Source organism: Shewanella sp. 11B5, assembly GCF_002836795.1.
GTDB classification, from domain to species: Bacteria; Pseudomonadota; Gammaproteobacteria; order Enterobacterales; family Shewanellaceae; genus Shewanella; species Shewanella frigidimarina.
In genome coordinates this window covers 1-2,388 of the sequence record NZ_PJAP01001073.1, presented here as the reverse complement: position 1 = coordinate 2,388, position 2,388 = coordinate 1, and the positions used below count along the sequence as shown (strand labels likewise).

Here is a 2,388-nt window from a genome sequence, read left to right as displayed (position 1 = left end):
ATTGATAGGTTTTGCACTATCAAACAATAGAAAAGCAATTAACGTACGTACTGTCGGTGGTGCTTTATTAATTCAAGCATTCTTCGCTGGTTTTGTTTTATATGTTCCAGTCGGTAAAGATATACTGAAAGGTGTTTCTGATGCGGTATCAAGTGTTATTAGTTATGCACAAGCAGGTACCAGCTTCTTATTTGGTGATTTAGCTAACTTTAAAGTTGGTTTTATTTTTGCCATTAACGTATTACCTGTCATTATTTTCTTCTCTTCTCTAATTGCAGTGCTTTACTATTTAGGCATTATGCAGTGGATCATCCGTATTATCGGTGGTGGACTACAAAAAGCATTAGGCACTAGTCGTACAGAATCTATGTCAGCTACAGCGAATATTTTCGTTGGACAAACAGAAGCACCATTAGTTGTGCGTCCGTTTATTGCGACAATGACTCAGTCTGAGTTATTCGCAATCATGGTTGGTGGCTTAGCATCAATCGCTGGTTCTGTATTAGCTGGTTACGCTCAAATGGGTGTTCCAATTCAATACTTAGTAGCAGCGTCATTCATGGCAGCACCAGGTGGTCTATTAATGGCTAAACTGATGCACCCTGAAACAGAAGCTTCTATCAACGAAATGGAAGATTTACCAGATGACCCAGATAAGCCAGCAAACGTGTTAGATGCTGCTGCTTCAGGTGCTGCATCAGGTATGCATCTTGCATTGAACGTTGGTGCTATGTTGATCGCATTCGTTGGTTTAATTGCAATGATCAACGGTATCATCGGTGGCGTAACAGGTTGGTTTGGTTTAGAAGGTATTACTCTAGAACTTATCCTTGGTTATATCTTTATGCCTCTTGCTTTCTTAATCGGTGTACCTTGGAACGAAGCACTTGTTGCTGGTTCTTTCATCGGTCAAAAGATTGTTGTTAACGAATTTGTTGCTTACTTAAACTTCGCTCCGTATCTACTTGATGCATCTGCTGAAGGCTTCAAAGTAGTAGCTGAAACAGGCGCAATGATGTCTGACCGTACTAAAGCAATTATCTCTTTTGCTTTGTGTGGATTCGCTAACTTATCTTCTATTGCAATCTTACTTGGTGGTTTAGGTGCTATGGCTCCTGCACGTCGCCATGACCTTGCAAAATTAGGTATCCGTGCTGTTATCGCTGGTTCATTAGCTAACTTAATGAGCGCGACATTAGCCGGTTTATTCTTAGCTATCTAAGTTAAGAGTAACTCCAGGGGGAATACCTCCTACAGCTGGGTCTTTACGTTAATAATAATTAGAGACCCAGTTTTGTAATAAAGTTGTTATTGATTTTTGTGTTAATCCACCGTTTCCCAATACGAAGTTATGCTGTTTTATTGATTGCAAAAGAGGATGCATTAAATTCTCTAGTCAAGATTGAAATGTCAAATTGTTAATGATGTGTGGACAAAAAGTCGCGACATTGTTCACAAAAAAGAATTTTGTATTCGTTTTTTATCGATTAAATATTGAGATTTATATCAGTAACGGTAAAATACGAATGATTAAAAAGAAGTGCTATCCAAGAAGATAGTTAAATAATATACATGGGGTTGATGATGAAAAATGTAAAAATGTTAGCTTTAGCGGGTGCAACAGTCGCTGCTATTTCTGGTAATGCTTTCGCTGCAGATCGTACCGATCTTCACGCTACTGATTACAAATGGTTGCAGTTTAATGCTATGTACTCTATTGGCGAAAAGCCAGATAACCCAGCTTCTGGTGATCAACATAACTACTTAGAAATGGAGTTTGGTGGTCGTTCTGGTGTTGTTGATCTTTATGGTTATGTTGATGTGTTCAACTTAGCAAATGAATCTACTGACAATGGTGACAAAAATCCTGGTTCAGGCACTAGTAAATTGTTCATGAAATTTGCTCCACGTTTCTCTATCGATGCGATTACTGGTAAAGATTTATCTTTTGGTCCAATCCAAGAAGTATATTTCTCAACCTTGTTCAACTGGGATGGTCTTAACGGCGAAGGCGTTAACTCTACATTCTGGGGTGTTGGTGCTGATGTAAACGTACCTTGGTTAGGCAAAACTGGTATGAACCTTTATGGTTACTACGACATGAACGCTAAAGAGTGGAACGGATATCAGTTCTCAGCTAACTGGTTCAAGCCTTTCTACTTCTTCGACAACAAGAGCTTCTTATCATTCCAAGGTTATATCGATTACCAATTTGGTGCTGATGAAGACGACAACATGTTCGTTCCTAAGACTTCAAGCGGTGGTAACATCTTCTTTGGTCTATACTGGCACTCAGATCGTTACGCGCTTGGTTATGGCTTAAAAGGCTTCAAAGACGTATACCTACTTGAAGATGAAGGCGGATTGGTTGGCCTAGAATCTACTGGT

At 39.3% G+C, this 2,388-nt stretch carries 2 protein-coding genes; both read left to right on the top strand.

Going from position 1 to position 2,388, the window contains the following annotated elements; translation table 11 throughout:
• The first annotated feature begins 1 nt into the window (after position 1).
• Positions 2-1,222: a NupC/NupG family nucleoside CNT transporter gene (locus CXF78_RS20450; RefSeq protein WP_102037790.1), complete on the top strand. Its 1,221-nt coding sequence runs from the start codon at positions 2-4 to the stop codon at positions 1,220-1,222.
• Positions 1,223-1,584: 362 nt separating this feature from the next.
• A partial coding sequence (locus CXF78_RS20445) for a nucleoside-specific channel-forming Tsx family protein (RefSeq protein ID WP_102037789.1) occupies positions 1,585-2,388 on the top strand: 804 nt, incomplete at its 3' end.